This is a genomic window from Streptomyces sp. NPDC020742 (genome assembly GCF_040641675.1).
GTDB lineage: Bacteria > Actinomycetota > Actinomycetes > Streptomycetales > Streptomycetaceae > Streptomyces.
This window is the reverse complement of the sequence record NZ_JBFAEA010000029.1, coordinates 68,869-87,483: the sequence shown is the minus strand read 5'-3', so window position 1 is coordinate 87,483 and position 18,615 is coordinate 68,869. Positions and strand designations below refer to the sequence as shown.

16 protein-coding genes and 1 riboswitch are annotated in these 18,615 nt (G+C 70.0%); of the genes, 13 read left to right on the top strand and 3 right to left on the bottom strand.

Features of this window, described 5'->3' with window-relative positions; translation table 11 throughout:
* Positions 1 to 171: 171 nt before the first annotated feature.
* From AB0G84_RS31790 to AB0G84_RS31745, 10 genes are all read left to right on the top strand, one after another.
* Positions 172 to 780: a CDP-alcohol phosphatidyltransferase family protein gene (locus tag AB0G84_RS31790; RefSeq protein WP_361328539.1), complete on the top strand. Its 609-nt coding sequence runs from the start codon at positions 172 to 174 to the stop codon at positions 778 to 780.
* A gap of 118 nt (positions 781 to 898) precedes the next feature.
* The gene (locus tag AB0G84_RS31785; protein WP_361328536.1) at positions 899 to 3,394 is read left to right on the top strand and encodes a mannose-1-phosphate guanyltransferase; all 2,496 of its coding nucleotides are present in this window, start codon (positions 899 to 901) and stop codon (positions 3,392 to 3,394) included.
* Between the two features lie 84 nt (positions 3,395 to 3,478).
* Positions 3,479 to 4,402: a DUF881 domain-containing protein gene (locus tag AB0G84_RS31780; protein ID WP_361328533.1), complete on the top strand. Its 924-nt coding sequence runs from the start codon at positions 3,479 to 3,481 to the stop codon at positions 4,400 to 4,402.
* Positions 4,399 to 4,731 (top strand): small basic family protein, encoded by a 333-nt coding sequence (locus AB0G84_RS31775; RefSeq protein ID WP_003984969.1) that lies wholly within the window; start codon positions 4,399 to 4,401, stop codon positions 4,729 to 4,731. Before AB0G84_RS31780 ends, AB0G84_RS31775 begins: the two co-directional genes overlap by 4 nt.
* 152 nt (positions 4,732 to 4,883) lie before the next feature.
* Positions 4,884 to 5,756 carry a DUF881 domain-containing protein gene (locus AB0G84_RS31770; protein WP_361328545.1) on the top strand — a complete coding sequence of 291 codons (873 nt, stop codon included), beginning with the start codon at positions 4,884 to 4,886 and terminating at the stop codon, positions 5,754 to 5,756.
* Between the two features lie 118 nt (positions 5,757 to 5,874).
* Positions 5,875 to 6,723, top strand: coding sequence for an FHA domain-containing protein (locus AB0G84_RS31765; RefSeq protein ID WP_361328530.1), 849 nt, complete (start codon positions 5,875 to 5,877; stop codon positions 6,721 to 6,723).
* Between the two features lie 17 nt (positions 6,724 to 6,740).
* Positions 6,741 to 7,490: a MerR family transcriptional regulator gene (locus AB0G84_RS31760; protein ID WP_361328528.1), complete on the top strand. Its 750-nt coding sequence runs from the start codon at positions 6,741 to 6,743 to the stop codon at positions 7,488 to 7,490.
* Positions 7,491 to 7,543: 53 nt separating this feature from the next.
* Positions 7,544 to 8,017: a bifunctional nuclease family protein gene (locus tag AB0G84_RS31755; RefSeq protein WP_006606439.1), complete on the top strand. Its 474-nt coding sequence runs from the start codon at positions 7,544 to 7,546 to the stop codon at positions 8,015 to 8,017.
* Positions 8,018 to 8,212: 195 nt separating this feature from the next.
* On the top strand, positions 8,213 to 8,818 hold the full coding sequence (locus tag AB0G84_RS31750; RefSeq protein WP_361328525.1) for a MerR family transcriptional regulator: 606 nt from the start codon (positions 8,213 to 8,215) through the stop codon (positions 8,816 to 8,818).
* Between the two features lie 66 nt (positions 8,819 to 8,884).
* On the top strand, positions 8,885 to 10,351 hold the full coding sequence (locus tag AB0G84_RS31745; RefSeq protein ID WP_361328522.1) for a DNA polymerase IV: 1,467 nt from the start codon (positions 8,885 to 8,887) through the stop codon (positions 10,349 to 10,351).
* Here the strand turns inward: AB0G84_RS31745 and AB0G84_RS31740 are convergent.
* Positions 10,246 to 10,644, bottom strand: coding sequence for a PRC-barrel domain-containing protein (locus AB0G84_RS31740; protein ID WP_361328519.1), 399 nt, complete (start codon positions 10,642 to 10,644; stop codon positions 10,246 to 10,248). The two genes, AB0G84_RS31745 and AB0G84_RS31740, sit on opposite strands and share 106 nt — an antisense overlap.
* A 114-nt stretch (positions 10,645 to 10,758) precedes the next feature.
* Positions 10,759 to 10,856: riboswitch (glycine riboswitch) on the top strand.
* 186 nt (positions 10,857 to 11,042) lie between these two features.
* On the opposite strand from AB0G84_RS31740, the gene gcvP reads away from it, so the two are divergent.
* Positions 11,043 to 13,928 (top strand): aminomethyl-transferring glycine dehydrogenase, encoded by a 2,886-nt coding sequence (gene gcvP / locus AB0G84_RS31735; protein WP_361328516.1) that lies wholly within the window; start codon positions 11,043 to 11,045, stop codon positions 13,926 to 13,928.
* 83 nt (positions 13,929 to 14,011) lie between these two features.
* Here gcvP and AB0G84_RS31730 read toward each other — a convergent pair whose 3' ends face one another.
* Both AB0G84_RS31730 and AB0G84_RS31725 read right to left on the bottom strand, forming a co-directional pair.
* Entirely contained in the window at positions 14,012 to 14,206 is a 195-nt protein-coding gene (locus AB0G84_RS31730) for a DUF5999 family protein (protein ID WP_361328513.1), read from the bottom strand.
* Positions 14,207 to 14,568: 362 nt separating this feature from the next.
* On the bottom strand, positions 14,569 to 15,159 hold the full coding sequence (locus AB0G84_RS31725) for a hypothetical protein (RefSeq protein ID WP_361328510.1): 591 nt from the start codon (positions 15,157 to 15,159) through the stop codon (positions 14,569 to 14,571).
* 572 nt (positions 15,160 to 15,731) lie between these two features.
* Between AB0G84_RS31725 and AB0G84_RS31720 the strand changes: the two genes are divergently transcribed.
* Positions 15,732 to 17,285: a glutamate-cysteine ligase family protein gene (locus tag AB0G84_RS31720; protein WP_361328507.1), complete on the top strand. Its 1,554-nt coding sequence runs from the start codon at positions 15,732 to 15,734 to the stop codon at positions 17,283 to 17,285.
* 501 nt (positions 17,286 to 17,786) lie between these two features.
* The gene (locus AB0G84_RS31715) at positions 17,787 to 18,554 is read left to right on the top strand and encodes a CPBP family intramembrane glutamic endopeptidase (protein WP_361328504.1); all 768 of its coding nucleotides are present in this window, start codon (positions 17,787 to 17,789) and stop codon (positions 18,552 to 18,554) included.
* The last annotated feature ends 61 nt before the right edge of the window (positions 18,555 to 18,615 follow it).

Sequence of the window (18,615 nt, the reverse complement as noted above, 5' to 3'; positions counted from 1 at the left end):
GTAGGACGCCGCCGAACTATTATTAGCTCCGGTCCCTGAACCCTTGTGGTTCAGGGACCGGAGCTTTTTTGCGTTGGCGGGTGACCTCGGGACCCGCGGCACTGCTCACCCGGCCGGGCAGGTAAGGTCAGGGGGCATCGTTGGTACATTTCCCCACAGGAGGCCCCCGCGGTGGAGGTCCAGGAGACGCGGGTCCAGACGGATCGCATCCTCACCATCCCGAATATCCTGAGCATGGCTCGGCTGGTCGGCGTACCGGTGTTCCTGTGGTTGATCCTCTGGCCGGAATTTGGCGGCCCCAAGGCTGACGGCTGGGCGCTGCTGGTCCTCGCACTGAGCGGCATCAGCGACTACCTCGACGGCAAGCTCGCCCGGCGCTGGAACCAGATCAGCAGCCTGGGCCGGATCCTCGACCCGGCGGCCGACCGCCTCTACATCCTGTCGACCCTGGTGGGTCTGACCTGGCGCGAGATCCTGCCGGTCTGGCTCACCGCGGCGCTGCTGGCGCGGGAGCTGATGCTGCTGATCGCCGTCGGCCTCCTCGCGCGTCACAAGTATGGCCCTCCCCAGGTGAACTTCCTGGGCAAGGCGGCTACGTTCAACTTGATGTACGCCTTCCCGTTGCTGCTCCTGAGCGACGGAAGAGGCTGGCTTCACTCGCTCGCTTCCGTTTTCGGATGGGCGTTCGCAGGATGGGGTACGGCGCTGTATTGGTGGGCAGGGATCCTCTACGTGGTCCAGGTCCGCCGGCTCATCAAGGCGGACACCACAGCCGACTGAGCTCTCCTGACCGGCAGATAGTGCCACCGCCCGGCGCCCGTAAGTGAGAACCGAAGTGGGCGATCTGGACAAGTGAAGTCGGCAAGACCGTCGTCTCTCAGAGGAGGACGCTTCCGACATGAAGGCCGTTGTGATGGCCGGCGGCGAAGGAACACGCCTTCGCCCCATGACGTCCAGCATGCCCAAGCCGCTGCTCCCGGTCGTCAACCGGCCGATCATGGAGCACGTTCTGCGGCTGCTGAAACGGCATGGGCTCAATGAGACCGTCGTAACCGTGCAATTCCTTGCCTCGCTCGTCAAGAACTATTTCGGCGACGGGGAAGAGCTCGGAATGGAGCTCACCTACGCCCATGAGGAAAAGCCCCTCGGCACCGCCGGCAGCGTGAAGAACGCCGAGGACGCCCTCAAGGACGACGCCTTCCTCGTCATCTCCGGCGACGCCCTCACCGACTTCGACCTGACCGACCTCATTCGGTTCCACAAGGAAAAGGGCGCCCTGGTCACCGTCTGCCTCACCAGGGTCCCCAACCCCCTTGAGTTCGGTATCACCATCGTCGACGAGGGTGGCCGGGTCGAGCGCTTCCTGGAAAAGCCCACCTGGGGGCAGGTCTTCTCGGACACCGTCAACACCGGTATCTACGTGATGGAGCCGGAGGTCTTCGACTACGTCGCGCCCGATGTGTCGGTCGACTGGTCCGGTGATGTCTTTCCGCAGCTCATGAAGGAAGGCAAGCCGATCTACGGCTATGTCGCTGAGGGCTACTGGGAGGACGTCGGCACCCATGAGAGCTATGTGAAGGCCCAGGCCGATGTGCTCGAGGGCAAGGTCGATGTGGAAATCGACGGCTTCGAGATCTCGCCGGGCGTGTGGGTCGCCGAGGGCGCTGAGGTGCATCCCGACGCGGTGCTCCGCGGCCCCCTCTACATCGGCGACTACGCCAAGGTCGAAGCCGGCACGGAGATTCGCGAGCACACCGTCGTCGGCTCCAACGTCGTGGTCAAGAGCGGGGCGTTCCTGCACCGCGCCGTCATCCACGACAACGTCTATCTGGGGCAGCAGAGCAATCTGCGCGGCTGTGTGATCGGGAAGAACACCGACATCATGCGTGCCGCCCGGATCGAGGACGGCGCGGTGATCGGCGATGAATGCCTCATCGGCGAGGAGTCGATCGTCCAGGGCAATGTGCGGGTCTACCCCTTCAAGACCATCGAGGCCGGCGCCTTCGTCAACACCTCGGTGATCTGGGAGTCCCGTGGACAGGCGCATCTCTTTGGTGCCCGTGGGGTGACCGGCATCCTCAATGTCGAGATCACCCCGGAACTCGCCGTGCGGCTCGCGGGCGCCTACGCCACCACGCTGAAGAAGGGCTCCACGGTCACCACCGCGCGCGACCACTCCCGAGGCGCGCGGGCCCTCAAACGCGCGGTGATCTCGGCCCTCCAGACCAGCGCCATCGACGTACGCGACCTGGAGAACGTCCCGCTGCCGGTCGCCCGTCAGCAGACCGCCCGAGGCAGCGCCGGCGGCATCATGATCCGTACGACGCCCGGTGTCCCGGACTCCGTCGACATCATGTTCTTCGACGAACGGGGCGCCGACCTCTCACAGGGCGGGCAGCGCAAGCTCGACCGGGTCTACGCCCGCCAGGAGTACCGGCGTGCCTTCCCCGGTGAGATCGGTGACCTGATCTTCCCGGCCAGTGTCTTCGACTCCTACACCGGATCGCTGCTGCGGGCCGTGGACACCACAGGCATCGCCGAGTCGGGCCTGAAGGTCGTCGTGGACGCCTCCAACGGAAGCGCGGGCCTGGTCCTGCCCAGCCTGCTGGGCCGGCTCGGCGTCGACTCCCTGACCATCAACCCCGGACTCGACGAGTCACGGCCCACCGAGACCCCGGACGCCCGCCGCGCGGGGCTGGTCCGGCTCGGTGAGATCGTGGCGTCGGCGCGGGCCGCGTTCGGGGTGCGCTTCGACCCCGTGGGCGAGCGGCTGTCCCTGGTGGACGAGCGCGGTCGGATCATCGAGGACGACCGTGCGCTGCTGGTCATGCTGGACCTGGTCGCCGCCGAGCGGCGTACCGGACGGGTGGCGCTCCCGGTGACCACCACCCGGATCGCCGAGCAGGTGGCGGCGTACCACGGCACCCAGGTGGAGTGGACGACGACCTCGCCCGACGATCTGACGCGGGTCGGGCGCGAGGACAGCACGGTCTTCGGCGGGGACGGGATGGGCGGCTTCATTGTCCCTGAGTTCAGCAGCGTCTTCGACGGTGCGGCCGCCTTCGTCCGGCTGATCGGCCTGGTGGCACGTACCCAGCTCACCCTCAGCCAGATCGACGCACGCATCCCGCGCGCGCATGTGCTGCGCCGCGACCTGGCGACCCCCTGGGCAGTGAAGGGACTGGTGATGCGCCACGTCGTGGAGGCGGCCGGCGACCGGGACGTGGACACCACCGACGGCGTACGGGTCGTGGAGTCCGACGGTCGCTGGGTGATGGTGTTGCCCGACCCGGCCGAGGCGGTCACCCACCTGTGGGCGGAAGGCCCGGACGACGCCTCCGCCCAGCAGCTGCTGGACGAGTGGTCGGCCGTGGTCGACAGCGCAGGACGCTAACCGGGGCCCCGCCGGCGGGCCGCCGATCGGCACGCCGGTGGGGCCATTGGGAGACTGTGCGGGCGACGTGCGACGATGTGCGGCATGTCGCAGCAGCGCCCCGATCGGAGCACCCCGCACACGCCGCCCGCGCGTCCCGATGCCTCGATGTCGCTGCTGACCAATGTGATGGATCACAGCCTCGACGACGGGTACGCCGAGGCGGCCGCGCGCCGGTCCGAGACCGGCGTGCGCGGTCTGCCGCGCACCCTGCGGGCGAAGTTGGGCCTCGCGGCCGGTCTGGTGCTGGCTGCGCTGGTGGTGACCGTAGGAGCGGCCCAGGCGCGGATATCGGCACCGACGCTCGCCAAGGAGCGCGAGGAGCTGATCAACCGCATCCAGAAGGGCACAGCAGAGGCGGACCGGCAGCAGCAGCAGGTCGACGCCCTGCGGGACGACGTCGGCAGGATGCAGCGTGAGGCGCTGAAGAAGCACGGCGGTGACCGGGTCGAGGTGCTGTCCCTGCTGTCCGGCTCGACCCAGGTCACCGGGCCCGGCGTCAAGCTCGTCGTCGATGACGCCAAGGGCGCGGAGTCCAACGGCGGAGGTCCCCGCGAGAGCAGTGGTTTCTCCGACACCGGGCGGGTACGTGACAGGGACATGCAGCGTGTCGTCAACGGCCTCTGGGAGTCCGGTGCGGAGGCCATCTCCGTCAATGGGCAGCGGCTTACGTCACTCTCGGCTATCAGAGCCGCCGGAGACGCCATACTGGTCGACAACAAGCCGCTGGTGCCGCCCTATACGGTGCTGGCGGTGGGGGACGGGCAGCGGCTGAGCACCGCGTTCCAGGACAGCGCCGATGGTCAGTATCTGCATGTGCTGCAGGAGAACTACGGCGTGCGCACGAGGATTTCCGCCGAGAACGAGGTCACGCTGCCGCCCGCGCCGAGTTTGATCGTACGTACCGCAAAGCCGCAGGCCGGCCCCGCCACGTCGGGCGGTGCCGACACAGGGAAGGGCACATCGTGATCGCCGTACTGGGCCTCATCGTGGGAGTCGTGGTCGGACTTGTCGTCCGACCCGTGGTGCCGACGGTGGTCGAGCCCTACTTGCCGATCGCTGTCGTCGCGGCGCTGGACGCCGTGTTCGGCGGTCTGCGCGCGATGCTGGACGGCATCTTCGACGACAAGGTCTTCGTGGTCTCCTTCCTGTCGAACGTCGTCGTCGCCGCGCTGATCGTCTTCCTCGGCGACAAACTGGGCGTTGGCGCCCAACTCTCCACCGGCGTCGTCGTGGTACTGGGTATCCGGATCTTCTCCAACGCCGCCGCGATCCGCCGGCACGTCTTCCGGGCGTGAGGCGGATGACCAAGGACGAGGCCCCGGAGCCCACACCGGAACCGGAAGAGAAGCCCGAACTGCCGGAACAGCCCGAACAATCCGAAGGGTCCACACAGCCGGAAAGGTCGGAGCGACAGGAGCCGGAGAGCGGTCCGGCCGACCGGCGCCCGATGCCTCCCGAGACCGGCAACGCACCCGGATGGGCACGACCCTCGGACGGAATCGAAGACCAGGAACCGGACAGTACTGGACAGAAGTCGGACAAAGGGGCAGACTCCTCGGCTCCGGACGCGGTCCCGGACGACGGGCAGGACGACGGCCCGAAGACCGGTCGGCAGCGGCTGGTTGCGAGCCTGTGGCCGCCCCGGCTGACCCGGGCTCAACTGATCGTCGCGCTGCTGCTGTTCATTCTCGGCCTCGGCCTGGCGATTCAGGTACGTTCCACCAGTGACAGCAGCGCGCTGCGCGGTGCACGCCAGGAGGACCTGGTGCGCATTCTGGACGAGCTGGACAACCGCTCCCAGCGGTTGACGGACGAACAGCGGCGCCTGGAAGGGCAGAAGACCGAGCTGGAGAACAGCTCGAACCAGGCCGAGGAGGCCCGTAAGCAGACCGTGGAGAAGGAACAGCAGCTGGGTGTGCTGGCCGGGACTGTCGCGGCGCAAGGGCCCGGCATCAACCTGACCATCGACGACTCGACGCACTCCGTGGAGGCGGACAAGCTGCTGGACACCATCCAGGAACTGCGGGCGGCCGGTGCCGAGGCCATCCAGGTCAACAACGTCCGGGTGGTCGCGAGCACCTACCTCTCGGACCTGCGCGGCGGCGTGGAGATCGACGGCAAGCGCGTCATGCAGCCGTACCGTTTCAAGGTCATCGGCAAGCCGGAGGATCTGGAACCGGCGCTGAACATTCCTGGCGGTGTGGTGCAGACGCTGGAAAAGGAGCAGGCCAAGGTGTCTGTGACCCGTGAAAGGAAGATCATTGTGGACGCCTTGCGGGAGGCGAAGCGGCCTGACTACGCTCGGTCGTCATCGCAGTGAGGCGTACAGGTATGTCGAGTGCTCGGCGAGGGCATGAGGTAGCGGGGGGTCGACGCACCGTGCGTGTGGTGTGTGGTGGAAACTGTCTGGAGGCCACGGACGTTCACTGGATGTCCGGATGGGCCGGTGTGTGCATCGAGGGTTCGTCCTGCCCCACGGGCGGGTCTGTTTCGTTCAAGGGGAATCGCCCGTGAAGTTGTTTGGAAAGCTGTTCGGCAAGAGCGCACGCCAGGAGGAGGGCGGTAGCGGCACTGCGCGGCACCGTGCCCCGCGCCAGGCCGATGAGAGCAATGCGCCCGGGGAGCGTCCGCTCTTCCGTGATGAGGTGGGCGGTCCGTCCGGGGGGCACGGCGCGGGTTCTGTTGACCCCTCCGGTGCCGGCCGCATAGGTTCCCAGGAATCATCGGCCTCACAGGGTGGAGGTTCGGCCGTGCCGGTCTGTACGAGGTGTGGGCACCGGAACGCCGAGGCGAGCCGGTTCTGCTCCAACTGTGGTGCGCCGCTGCGCGCGGGCGCTCAGCCCGAGCGGGCGTCCGAGACGACCTCCACGATCTCCATCTCGGGGTTGGAGGCCTACGACTCGGAGACGACGGGGCAGAACATGCTGCCGTCGCTGTCCCCGGAGGCCCAGGCCGCCGTGGAGGCGCTGCCGCTGGGTTCGGCGCTGCTGGTCGTCCGCCGGGGTCCGAACTCGGGTAGCCGCTTCCTGCTGGACGGCGAGCTGACGACCGCGGGCCGGCATCCGCAGGGCGACATCTTCCTCGACGATGTGACGGTCTCGCGTCGGCACGTGGAGTTCCGCCGCGGCTCGGACGGCCGCTTCACGGTCGCCGACGTCGGCAGCCTGAACGGCACGTACGTCAACCGCGAGCGGATCGACTCGTTCGTCCTCTCCAGCGGTGATGAGGTCCAGATCGGCAAGTACCGCCTGGTCTTCTACGCGAGCCAGCGAGGCGCCGGTATCTGACCGGCCGGGGAAGGTATATGCGCGATACACCGAAGGGCGGTGCCGGGTCTTCCGGCACCGCCTCCTCGGACGGCAGGCCGGTGAGCATCGGCACGGTGCTCAATGTGCTGCGCGAGGAGTTCCCCGAGGTCACCATCTCCAAGATCCGCTTCCTGGAGGCGGAGGGGCTGGTCGAGCCGAAGCGCACGCCTTCCGGATATCGCAAGTTCACGCCCGCCGACGTCGAGCGGCTGGCCAACGTCCTGCGGATGCAGCGGGACCACTATCTACCACTGAAGGTCATCCGGGAGCACCTGGATGCCCTGGAGCGCGGTGAGCAGGTGCCACTGCCCGCGCAGGCCCCGCCCGCCCGCGACCTGGTCGAGGACGTGCCCGAAGCGGGCGAGGACCGTCCGACGGCCGCCCGGATCGGCCGGGCCGAGCTGCTGGCCGCCACCGGGGCGGACGAGGCGGTGCTCGCCGACTGGGAGTCGTACGGACTCATCGTCCCCCATGCGGACGGCGGGTACGACATCGAGGCGGTGACCATCGCCAAACTGGTCGCGGACCTGGGGCGTTTCGGTCTGGAGCCGCGGCACCTGCGGGTGGTCAAGGCGGCCGCCGAGCGCGAGGCCGGCCTGGTCGAACAGGTCGTTGCACCCCTTCGGCGGCACCGTAACCCGCAGACCAGGGCCCATGCCGAGGCCACCGCCCGGGAGCTGGCCACGCTGTCGGTACGGCTCCATGCGGCGCTGGTGCAGAGCGCGCTGCGGGGCCGACCGCAGTGAGCAAAAGAGTGCCCGACTACCCAAACCGGCCGGGCACGTCCTAGGGTTGCTGTGTGAACGAGCTCGACGTCGTGGGTGTCCGGGTGGAAATGCCTTCCAGCCAACCGATCGTGCTCCTGCGGGAGGTGGGAGGCGACCGCTACTTGCCCATTTGGATCGGGCCAGGGGAGGCAACCGCCATCGCCTTCGCCCAGCAGGGCATGGTCCCTGCCAGGCCGCTGACGCACGACCTCTTCAAGGACGTGCTCGAAGCGGTGGGCCAGGAGCTGACGCAGGTGCGGATCACGGACCTGCGCGAGGGGGTTTTCTATGCGGAACTGGTCTTCGCCAGCGGGGTGGAGGTCAGCGCGCGTCCGTCCGACGCCATAGCGCTGGCGCTGCGCACCGGAACGCCGATCTTCGGTACGGACGGTGTGCTGGACGACGCGGGCATCGCCATCCCGGACGAGCAGGAGGACGAGGTGGAGAAGTTCCGCGAGTTCCTCGACCAGATCTCGCCGGAGGACTTCGGTACCAACAGCCAGTAGCCGGTGTCGCTGGCCGGGCTAACGGTCTGATTCCGGCCAAACTATTCAGCCATTCCCCGCGCACGGTCACGAGAAACCACTCGTAGGGTGATTATCACTCGGCGTGGCGAGCGCGGCGATCGTTGACGCACCCCGAGTGACTGCATACCGTCGATATGGCAGGTCCCGTCCGGGACGTGGAGGACGGAGGGCGGCGTGGCAATCACCGGCGACGGTACGGCGGCGGAAGGGGCGTTGCCGCTCCACGCGGGCGCAGCGGCGAACCGTACCCCGGCACCCGCCGCGGCGGTGTCGGAGGACTGCGAGGCCCAGAACATCGGCTATCGCGGCCCCACCGCCTGTGCGGCAGCGGGCATCACCTACCGGCAGCTCGACTACTGGGCGCGTACCGGCCTGGTGGAGCCGAGCATCCGGCCGGCGTACGGCTCCGGCACCCAGCGGCTCTACAGCTTCCGGGACGTCGTCGTCCTGAAGATCGTCAAGCGGCTGCTGGACACCGGGGTCTCGCTCCAGAACATCCGCACCGCGGTGCAGCACCTGCGCGCCCGGGGGCTGGCGGACCTCACGCGGATGACGCTGATGAGTGACGGCGCCACGGTCTATGAGTGCACTTCGCCCGACCAGGTCGTGGATCTGCTCCAGGGCGGTCAGGGCGTCTTCGGCATCGCCGTCGGGGTGGTCTGGCGGGACGTGGAGGGCGCGCTGTCACAGCTCCACGGGGAGCGCGTGGACACCGGTGAGACGCTGATCGGGAAGAACCCCCACGACGAGCTGGCGCGGCGGCGCAACCGGGCGGGCTGAGCGCACCGCCCCGGTCCCGGCCCGGCGGCGGGCCGATTGTCAGTGGTATGCGGCAGCATCGGACATGTGAGAGCTGCGCCGACGATTCTGCATCTGGACATGGATGCGTTCTACGCGGCCGCCGAGCAGGCGGCCAAGCCGAGTCTGCGCGGCAAGCCGGTGGTGGTCGGCGGGATCGGCCCGCGGGGCGTCGTCGCCACCGCCTCGTACGAAGCGCGGATCTTCGGGGTCCGCTCGGCGATGCCCACGGCGCAGGCGCGCCGGCTGTGCCCCAATGCGGCCTACCTCAGCCCTCGCTTCACCTTGTACCGCCAGGTGAGTGACACGGTGATGGAGCTGCTGCACGCACTGTCGCCGCTGGTGGAGCCGCTCAGCCTGGACGAGGCGTTCGTGGACCTCGAGGCGGGCGGGGTGCCACCGCGGACCGAGGCGGTGCGGGCCGTGGGGGAGCAGCTGCGGCGGGACATCCGCGCGGCGACCGGCCTGACGGGCTCGGTGGGCCTGGCCGGCGCCAAGATGCTGGCCAAGATCGCCTCTGAGGCGGCCAAGCCGAACGGCCTGGTGGTGATCGAGCCGGGCACCGAGCGGGAGCTGCTGGGACCGATGACGGTGCGGACGCTGCCCGGGGTGGGGCCGGCGACGGCCGAGACGCTGCGCAGGGCCGGGATCCACACCGTCGCGGAGACCGCGGAGGCCGGCGAGGCGGAGCTGGTACGGCTGCTGGGCAGGGCGCACGGCGCGGGGCTGTACGCGATGGCTTTGGGGCAGGACGACCGTCCGGTGGTCGCCGAGCGGGACGCCAAGTCGATCTCGGTGGAGGACACCTTCGAGGTCGATCTGACCGATCGGACGCGGGTGCGGGCCGAGGTGCTGCGGCTGGCCGACCGCTGTGTGCAGCGGCTGCGTGCGGCCGGCCGCTCCGGGCGGACGGTGGTGATCAAGGTCCGTAACTACGACTTCTCCACGCTGACCCGTTCCGAGACGCTCCGCGGGCCCACCGATGACCCCGGGGTCGTACGGGAGGCCGCGGTGCGGCTGTTGGACATGGTGGACACCACCGGCGGGGTGCGGCTGCTGGGCGTCGGCGTGAGCGGGCTGGCCGACTTCACGCAGGAGGACCTGTTCGCCCAGATCGCTTCGGAGCGGGAGGCCGCGGAGCCGGCCGAGGCGGCGTCGGAGCCCGGCGGGGGCGGCGACGGCGGGGAGGCGTCCGAGGCGGAGCGGCCGCGGCGCTGGCATCCGGGGCTGGATGTGCTGCACGACGAGTTCGGTCCCGGCTGGGTGCAGGGGAGCGGGGTGGGGAGAGTGACCGTGCGCTTCGAAACGCCGTGGTCCGCACCGGGGAGGGTGCGGACCTTTGCGGTGGAGGACCCGGCGCTGCGGCCGGGGGAGCCCCTGCCGCTGGTGGGTGGGGGACCGGAGAGCGGTCAGTCGTCGGAGCCGGCGATCTTGCCGAAGTCGGTGTCGCCGGAGCCGCCGGAGTTCCCCGGGGGCAGCGAGTCGGGGTCCGGTGAGGAGATGTCCAGCCGGTAGTGGTGGTAGAGCTGGAGTTCCTGCTCGGGGGAGAGGTGGCGGCCCACGCCGAAGTCCGGGGCGTCCTTGATCAGCTTGCGGTCGTAGGGGATGTGCAGGCCCTCGCCGACCATCTTGCTGGGCTCCAGCGGTACGAACGCGTCCCGGCTGAACAGTCCGGTGCGGACGGCCGCCCACTCCGGTTCCCCCGTTGCGTCGTCGAGATAGACCTCGTCGATCGTGCCGATTTTCGCGCCATTACGGTCGAACGCTTTGCGGCCGATCAGGCTCCGGGGATCGATATCGGTTTGCACGGCCCCTCCAATTGGTCGCAACTGCCCTGTGACAACTACCAAACGGCACATTTCATGCCCCGGCCACTCGAAGGATCCTTCGAGTGGCGCGCTGGTAGGCTGGCCAATGGCCGCAGAATCCGTGCGGGAGAGTCCTTTGCCGTTCGCGGCGAGGGCGCCGAAGGAGCAAATCCTCCCCGGAATCTCTCAGGCACCCGTACCGCACGGACGAGGTCACTCTGGAAAGCAGGGCGGGCCACGGAAGGCACAGCTCCGGGACCCCTCCTCACCGACGGTGAAAGCCGGACCGCTTTGCGGCCCGGTGAAGCTCTCAGGTTGAGATGACAGAGGGGGAGGCCGTCCGGGCACCCGCGCCGTGGTGCCCCTCGTAGGTCGTACCGACCAGGAGGCCCCCGCAGATGACCACCAATCGCATCTCCTTGACCGAGCTGGAGCGCGGCACCCCCTTCGAACACCGCCACATCGGCCCCGACCACGAGGCGCAGGCCAAGATGCTCGCGCACATCGGCTTCGGGTCGCTGGAGGAGCTCACCGCCGTCGCCGTCCCCGATGTGATCAAGAGCGCGGAGGCTCTCGGCCTGCCGCAGGGCCGGACCGAGGCCGAGGTCCTCCAGGAGCTGCACGGCCTGGCGGAGCGCAACCAGGTGCTGTCCTCCATGATCGGGCTGGGCTACTACGGCACCTTCACCCCGCCGGTGATCCTGCGCAATGTGATGGAGAACCCGGCCTGGTACACGGCGTACACGCCCTACCAGCCGGAGATCTCGCAGGGCCGCCTGGAGGCGCTGCTGAACTTCCAGACCATGGTCGCCGACCTGACCGGCCTGCCCACCTCCGGCGCCTCCCTCCTGGACGAGGGCACCGCGGCCGCCGAGGCGATGGCGCTGTCCCGCCGGGTCGGCAAGGTCAAGCAGGGCGTCTTCCTGGTCGACGCGGACTGTCTGCCGCAGACCATCGCCGTGATCGAGACCCGCGCCGAGCCGACCGGCGTCGAGGTCGTCGTCGCGGACCTGTCCGACGGCATCCCCGCCGAGGTCGCCGAGCGCGGCGTCTTCGGTGTGCTGCTCCAGTACCCGGGCGCCTCCGGTGCGGTCCGCGACCCGCGCGCCGTGATCGAGCAGGCCCATGAGCTGGGCGCGATCGTCACCGTCGCCGCCGACCTGCTCGCCCTGACGCTGCTGACCTCGCCCGGTGAGCTGGGCGCGGACATCGCCGTCGGCACCACCCAGCGCTTCGGTGTCCCGATGGGATTCGGCGGACCGCACGCCGGCTTCATGGCCGTACGCGACCAGTTCGCCCGCAGCCTGCCCGGCCGCCTGGTAGGCGTCTCCGTCGACGCCGACGGCAACAAGGCCTACCGCCTCGCGCTGCAGACCCGTGAGCAGCACATCCGCCGTGAGAAGGCCACCAGCAACATCTGCACCGCGCAGGTGCTGCTCGCCGTCATGGCCGGGATGTACGCCGTCTACCACGGCCCCGAGGGGCTGCGCACCATCGCCCACCGCACCCACCGCTACGCCGCGGTGCTCGCCGAGGGCCTGCGCGCCGGCGGGGTGGAGATCGTCCACGACGCGTACTTCGACACCCTGACCGCGCGGGTGCCCGGCCGGGCCGCCGAGGTCGTCGCCGCCGCCCGCGAGGCCGGCGTCAACCTCCGCCAGGTCGACGCCGACCTGGTCGGCATCGCCTGCGACGAGACCACCGGCCGCGCGCAGCTCGCCGGCGTCTGGAGCGCCTTCGGCGTGCAGGGCGACATCGAGCAGCTGGATGCGACCGCCGCCGAGACGCTGCCGCAGGCGCTGCTGCGCGGCGATGAGTACCTCACCCACCCGGTCTTCCACCAGCACCGCTCCGAGACCGCGATGCTGCGCTACCTGCGCACTCTCGCGGACAAGGACTACGCGCTGGACCGCGGCATGATCCCGCTGGGTTCGTGCACCATGAAGCTGAACGCCACCACCGAGATGGAGCCGGTCACCTGGCCCGCCTTCGGCCAGCTGCACCCCTTCGCGCCGGCCGACCAGGCCCAGGGCTACCTCACGCTCATCCAGGAGCTGGAGGAGCGGCTGGCCACCGTCACGGGCTACGACAAGGTGTCCATCCAGCCCAACGCCGGATCGCAGGGCGAGCTGGCCGGTCTGCTGGCGGTGCGCGCCTACCACCGCGCCAACGGTGACGAGCAGCGCACGGTCTGCCTCATCCCGTCCTCGGCGCACGGCACCAACGCCGCCAGCGCCGTGATGGCCGGCATGAAGGTCGTCGTCGTCAAGACCGGCTCGGACGGCGAGGTCGACGCCGACGACCTGCACGCCAAGATCGAGAAGCACCGGGACGAGCTCGCGGTCCTGATGGTCACCTACCCCTCCACCCACGGCGTGTTCGAGGAGCACATCACCGAGATCTGCGCCGCGGTGCACGAGGCCGGCGGCCAGGTCTACGTCGACGGCGCCAACCTCAACGCGCTGGTCGGCCTGGCCGAGCCCGGAAAGTTCGGCGGCGACGTCTCGCACCTCAACCTGCACAAGACGTTCTGCATCCCGCACGGCGGCGGCGGCCCCGGCGTCGGTCCGGTCGGCGTCCGCGCCCACCTGGCGCCGTACCTGCCCAACCACCCGTTGCAGCCCACCGCGGGCCCCGAGACCGGCGTCGGGCCGATCTCCGCGGCCCCCTGGGGCTCGGCCGGCATCCTGCCGATCTCCTGGGCGTACGTCCGGCTGATGGGCGGCGAGGGCCTCAAGCGCGCCACCCAGGTCGCGGTCCTCAGCGCCAACTACATCGCCAAGCGCCTGGAGCCGCACTACCCGGTGCTCTACACCGGCCCTGGCGGTCTGGTCGCGCACGAGTGCATCATCGACGTCCGGCCGCTGACCAAGGCGACCGGCGTCAGCATCGACGACGTCGCCAAGCGGCTGATCGACTACGGCTTCCACGCCCCGACGATGTCCTTCCCGGTGGCCGGCACGCTGATGATCGAGCCCACCGAGAGCGAGGACCTCGCCGAGCTGGACCGGTTCTGCGACGCGATGATCGCCATCCGCGCGGAGATCGAGAAGGTCGGCTCGGGCGAGTGGGACAAGGACGACAACCCGCTGCGCAATGCTCCGCACACCGCGGCCGCGCTCGGCGGCGAGTGGAACCACGGCTACAGCCGCGAGGAAGCCGTCTTCCCCGCCGGTGTCACCGCGGGGGAGAAGTACTGGCCGCCGGTGCGCCGGATCGACGGCGCCTTCGGTGACCGCAACCTCGTCTGCTCCTGCCCCCCGCTGGACGCGTACGACAGCTGAGCACCACCGGTCCACCCGGGCAACAAGCAAGGGCCCTCGGCAGATCTGCCGGGGGCCCTGTGGTTCGTGCCGGGTGCGTGCGGTCAGGCCGCCGCGGTGACCCGGTCCCGGTGCGGAGCGATGACCTGCCCGTCCGGCAGCAGCTCACCGGTGTCCTCGAAGAGCAGAACGCCGTTGCAGAGCAGGCTCCAGCCCTGCTCCGGGTGGTGCGCCACCAGGTGTGCGGCCTCCCGGTCGGTGGAGTCCGCTGACGGGCAAGGGGGTTGATGCTGGCACATGGAAGTCGTCTTTCGCTGCGGTGTGGTGAAGGTCGTTGTGCGGCTGGACGCGCTCGGTGAGTTGGTCATGGCCGCTCCCCCGTTTCTTCGGTCGGTTCCAGTGTTGCCCCACGGAAGGGATTCCGCAGGGATTTCGCGGCAGCGGTACTCACTCGGTACCGACGCATCACCCGTGCGGGCGGTTGCTTCCAAGTGCACGCCGCCCCAACGGGGTTGGCAGTGGTAGCCGCGGGCTAGGCCGCGCGGGTGAGTACGGCAGAGCGCCCCGCGGCCGGAAGGGCCGCGGGGCACGCTCGTACGGGGCCGGCGGAAGCGCCGTATGGGGGTCGGCGGTAGCGCGGGGCGGTGGCCGACGCGCCGGGTCAGGCCGGTTCGCGCAGCAGCGGGCTGGACGAGGCCAGGCGCAGGGTCAGCCGGGGGAGCAGGTCGGCGACCGGGTGCGGGCGGTGGGAGGCGATTCCCGGCGGGGCGGGCGCCAGTGGAATCAGCAGGTCACCGGGCGCGGGCTCGCCCTCGGCGCCGTCGGACTCGGTGTCGTGGTGCAGCCAGAGCGTGAGCATGTACAGCTCGGGCACCGAGAGCAGCCGCGGCTGATGGGGTGCGCTGAGCGCCTCGGCCTGTGCCAGCGCCCGCTCGGTGGAGGCGACGTAGGGGCCGCCGCAGAAGCGGGCGAAGGTCCAGCCGTCCGCGGTGAGCATCGCCTCGGCGGTCGCCACTGCCCGCTCCCCGCCCCGGACCAGAAAGCTCCATCCCGCCAGCCGGGTGTGCGGGGTGCCCCCGGGGCGGCTGACGTCGTCCCAGACGTGGACCGGCAGCGGGTGGTCCGGGCTGAGCGGGCCCTGATGGGTACGCAGCGCGGGGACCGGGGCCTCGCGCACGGCGGTCGGCGAGCCGAGGGCGGCGAGGACGCTGCGCAGGGCGGGCGCAGGGGCAGGGGAAAGGTGCAGCGGCATGGTGGGTCGCCTCTCACTTCGGAGACACGGTGGAGCGTGGCAGGGGCAAACGGCGCTGTTTGCGTGCCGGGCCAGAGCATGGCTGACCGGGGCGGTGGCCCGGTGTGGGGTGGTCAGGGCCGGCCCCAGCGCCGGCGGGAACTCCGCAGCACTGGCGTCAACTCTCTGCCTCGTCAGCGGAGTTTATACGACGTATGTTCTGAAAGTGTTTCGGCTACCTGTCTTGTGGATTTCCGGCAAGACGGAATCTGGTCCCGTATCCGAGGCGATTTCCGCCGTTTTGTCGGCGCATTCGTGAAGCCACCTCGTAAGGCCTCGCCGGTGCGGTAGGCCGGATCTCGCCGGCGTTTCTCACGAGTGAATTGCAGAGGGCCATCGCCGCCGAGATATGCCGATGGCAGCTGCCGCGGCGCCGCACCACTTCGAGCCTATCGGTACCGGAGGGCCCCTGAGGCGTTATCGATCAGATTGCCGGGGCATCATCGACCGTGGCGCGCGCCCCGGTGTGCACCGGAAGACATGCTCAAGCGGCCCGTGGCCACGGGCCGTTCACTTCGAGGAGGGACCCTTCCATGGGGGAGAAGGTCGCCGCGGACGGGATCGACCTGGCGGACCGGGAGCGTTATCGAAGAAAGCTCCACGACAGTCTTGAGGGCCTCCGGAGACTTCTGACGGAGAAGCGCTTCGACCGTCCCAGAAATCTCATGGGCCTGGAGATCGAACTCAATCTCGCAGGCGCCGACGGGATGCCCCGCATGATGAACTCCCAGGTTCTGGAGCGCATCGCCAGCCAGGATTTCCAGACCGAACTTGCCCAGTGCAATCTGGAAGTCAACATCCTCCCGCACCGATTGTCCGGCCGGGTCCTCGACCAGCTCGCCGAGGAACTCCGCACCGGTCTCGGTTACGCCGACCGGAAGGCCCGCGAGGTCGCCGCCAGAATCGTGATGATCGGCATTCTGCCGACCCTGCACGCCGCCGACCTCACCGCCGCCAGCCTCTCCGAGAACGACCGCTATGTGCTGCTCAACGACCAGATGCGGGCCGCCCGGGGCGAGGACTTCGCACTCGACATCCAGGGCGTCGAGCACCTGCTCTCCCGCTCGCCCTCCATCGCGCCGGAGGCCGCCTGCACCTCCGTCCAGCTGCACCTCCAGGTGACGCCCGGCCGGTTCGCCGCCGTCTGGAACGCGGCCCAGGCCATCGCCGCTGTTCAGGTCGCGGTCGGCGCCAACTCGCCGTTCCTCTTCGGCCGTGAGCTGTGGCGCGAGTCGCGGCCCCCGGTCTTCCAACAGGCCACCGACACCCGCGCCCCGGAACTGAAGGCCCAGGGCGTACGTCCGCGCACCTGGTTCGGGGAGCGCTGGATCGACTCCGCCTACGACCTCTTCGAGGAGAACCTCCGCTACTTCCCGCCGCTGCTGCCGGTGTGCGGCTCCCAGGAGCCGCTGCGCGTCCTGGAGGACGGCGGCGTGCCCGACCTCGCCGAACTGGTGCTGCACAACGGCACGGTCTACCGCTGGAACCGGCCCGTCTACGCGGTCACCGACGGCGTGCCCCACCTCCGGGTCGAGAACCGGGTGCTGCCCGCCGGCCCCACCGTCGCCGACGTCATCGCCAACACCGCCTTCTACTACGGCCTCGTCCGGGCGCTGGCCGAGGAGCCGCGCCCACTGTGGACCCGGTTGCCGTTCGGCGCGGCGGCCGACAACTTCGACACCGCCTGCCGGTACGGCATCGACGCCACCCTGCAATGGCCTCGCGCGGGCCGGACCGGCACGCTCACCGAGATCCCCGTCGTACGGCTGGTCCGCCGGGAACTGCTGCCGCTGGCGGCCCGCGGGCTGGACGCCTGGGGCGTGGAGCCGGCCGACCGCGACCACTACCTGGGCATCATCGAGGAGCGCTGCCGCCGCCGGACGAACGGCGCCTCCTGGCAGGCCGCCGCCTTCCACCACGCCCGCCGCCAAGGGCTGGACCGGCACTCCGCGCTCGCCGCGATGACCCGCCGCTACAGCGAACTGATGCACCGTGGGCAGCCGGTGCACACCTGGCCGGTGGCCTGGCCGGTCGGCGGGCGTCCGGCCGTCCCCGGACCACGACAGGCGGCGACCGAAGGGGCGTAGCGCGGCGGGGGAGGCCTGCGGTGCGGCATGTAGGGCGTCCGATGCGTCCGATGCGTCCGGTGCGTCGGGGCGCGTCGGGGCGCGTCGGGGCGCGCCGCGGTGCAGCGGACGGCGCCGCCGGGCAGCGACACCGCCGGGCCGCTCGTGGGCGGGGAGCGCCAGGGTGGTGGAGACGATGACGGCACGGCGCCGTGCGCGGGGCGGGCCCCGGTGGTGCGTGGTGCGGGGCCGTCGGGCAAGCTGTGTCGTCCCCTTGCGATAGCGCCTGTCCCGATACGGAGAGCGCTCGAGGCGAGGGGGAGGGGGAGCGCGCGCCTCCTCGGATGGCGCCCGTCCCGGCCTGTCGCGCGCGATCTTCGTACTGCTGCCGAGACCCTGGCGGGGGCGGTGGCAGGGCAGAGGCGGCCAGGCAGAAGCGGAGGAAGTGTGCAGTCGGATACAAGTCCCGTGGCCGGTGCGGACGTTCCGGGGCAGGGGCCCGGTGAAGGGGCCGGTACGCGGGTGGCCGAAGAGCCCTACCGCAGCGTGCTGCGCAGCGAGACGCTGATCGTCCTGGCGCTGTCGGTGGGAGCCAGCGCGCTCTCCGCGCTCATCAGTTTCATCGGGTCGGTCACCAAGCCCGGCGGCCTGAAACACCAGGCCGCGACGCTCAACGCCTCCCATGCGCCCGGCCGTCCCTGGCTGGATCTCGCCTGGCAGCTGTTCGGCATCGCGACCGCTCTGGTGCCGGTGGCGCTGGTGGCGCACCTGTTGTTGCGCGAACGGGCCGGGGGGCTGAGGGCGATCGGCTTCGACCGGCGCCGGCCGGGCTTCGACCTCAGCCGTGGCCTGGGGATCGCGGCGGTCATCGGCGGCGCCGGGCTGCTGCTCTATCTGGCCGCGCGGGCGGCCGGCGGCAATCTCACCGTGGTCCCCGAGGCGCTGCCCGAGGTGTGGTGGAAGATCCCGGTCCTGGTGGCCTCCGCGGTGCAGAACGCCGTCCTGGAAGAGGTCATCGTCGTCGGCTACCTGCTGCGCAGGCTCGGCCAGTTGGGCTGGACCCCGATGGCGGCGCTGGCGGCAAGTGCGCTGCTGCGCGGTTCGTACCACCTCTACCAGGGCATCGGCGGCTTCGTCGGCAACCTGGTGATGGGCGTGATCTTCGTCCTGCTCTACCGGCGTTGGCGCCGGGTCGGACCGCTGGTCGCCGCCCACTCCCTGATCGACATCGTGGCGTTCGTCGGGTACGCGGTGCTGGCCGGGCAGGTGGACTGGCTGCCCACGGCGTGAGGGGGTACTCCCGTTCCGCCTACTCCTCCTCTCCTCCTGCCCGTCTTCTCCGCCTGCCCGT